This is a genomic window from Staphylococcus sp. EG-SA-2, from assembly GCF_017152085.1.
In genome coordinates, this window is the sequence record NZ_JACYHC010000897.1 from 1 (window position 1) to 1,027 (window position 1,027).

Below are 1,027 nucleotides of genomic sequence, written 5' to 3' on the forward strand. Positions count from 1 at the left end.
TACCCCATAGCACACCTGCAACGTTCACGCCATATACTGTTTTAAACTGTTCTTCAGTAATTGTATCGATTGGTGTTGTTGGTCCAAGGCCGGCATTGTTAACCATGACATGGAAATCGCCAAATTGCGCGGCAGTTTGTCTTACTGCGTTAAATACATCATCACGGTTTGATACATCTGCTTTGATAGCAATAGCTTTTGTACCATCACTTGATAATTTAAGTGCAGCTGCTTTTGCCCCTTCTTCATTGAAATCAACAACTGCTACTTTGAAACCATCTTCCACTAAACGTTCTGCAATTTTAAAACCAATCCCTTGTGCTCCGCCAGTTACTAATGCTACTTTGTTGTTTGTCATAAAGATCACTCCTCAAATTTCTTTCCTTTAATTACATTTTACTCCTCTTCATTTGAATAGTACAACAAAGGTAGCTCCATTTAACAAAATATTCAGATATTTAAGGTATAGTTAAACGCACTACCATTAGTGATTGGCAATGCGTTTAAATGTCGTTTTAAAAGTTCTTATGTTGAATATTATTTTTTTAAGTCTCTCGATTAGTTTGTCATCAATCTTTTTTCGAGACATGGCCTTTTGATTCAATCGGCGGTTCCGTGTTATCACTGACAACTTTAGTTGTAGCTTCATCTTTATGTATTTCTTCGTTAAATCCTTCAAGGTTTTTAGTCGTGGGATTTTTAACCTCAGGATGTTCCATCATGTCTTGACTATCAAGTTCCTTTTTACACGTGTCTTTATGTGATGCTTGATTTGCGTTCCCTTTACTTTTTTGAATAGTGGTAGTATCTGCTGCAGCTACTAATTTTTTTCTACCTAAAATAGATATGGCTGAAACAAACCAGAGTATTGCAGATACAAAGTTGCATAATACTAAAGCAATAATAGCCAATACAATTAATATGACACCTTTTGAAATCCTTTCTTTAAATAAGTCAGATGCCAATACGATGACAGGTACGATTGAAAGTATAATTACAAATATAGAAATTATTGCCGATATAACTA

The 1,027-nt window shown here is 34.9% G+C and carries 2 protein-coding genes; both read right to left on the reverse strand.

Annotated elements, in window-relative coordinates; all coding sequences use genetic code 11:
* Positions 1–358, reverse strand: a 358-nt coding sequence (locus IDG60_RS27655; protein WP_046399085.1) for an SDR family NAD(P)-dependent oxidoreductase, incomplete at its 3' end; no start/stop codon positions are given.
* A 211-nt stretch (positions 359–569) separates the two neighbouring features.
* Positions 570–1,027: MFS transporter (locus IDG60_RS27660; protein ID WP_206160909.1), on the reverse strand; the 458-nt coding region annotated here is incomplete at its 5' end.